The 506-nt window shown below is 59.7% G+C and carries 1 protein-coding gene; it reads left to right on the plus strand.

What is annotated here, in order from left to right:
- A partial coding sequence (locus HMPREF9696_RS21770) for a VCBS domain-containing protein (RefSeq protein WP_002711781.1) occupies positions 1–506 on the plus strand: 506 nt, incomplete at both ends.

The following is a 506-nucleotide window of genomic DNA, read 5'->3' on the forward strand; positions in this document are numbered from 1 at the left end:
AGAACGATTCATTCACGTCGAACACCGGCACGATCACCTGGGACTTCAATCTCGACAACAGCCTGGTGCAGTACCTCGCTGAAGGCGAGACGATCACCGTGACCTATACCATCACGGTGCAGGATGATAGCAGCACGGCGACCGATACATCGGCCACACAGACAGTGACCGTGGTCATTACGGGCACCAACGACACGCCGGTGATTACAGCGGTCGATGTCAGCGGCGCGGTGAAGGAAGATACGGCGCTGGAAGCCGGCAATGTGCTGCATGATACCGGTTCGGTCACCTTTGCCGATGCCGATCTGACCGACCATGCGACGGCTAGCTTTGCGTTCGTCGGCGACGCCACCACGTCCGCTGCGGCCATCCCCGGGGGGCTGCATACGGCGTTGCAGAGCGCCCTGACGCTGCAGAACGATTCATTCACGTCGAACACCGGCACGATCAACTGGGATTTCAACCTCGATAACGGCCTGGTGCAGTACCTCGCTGAAGGCGAAACG

This window comes from Afipia clevelandensis ATCC 49720 (genome assembly GCF_000336555.1).
GTDB lineage: Bacteria > Pseudomonadota > Alphaproteobacteria > Rhizobiales > Xanthobacteraceae > Afipia > Afipia clevelandensis.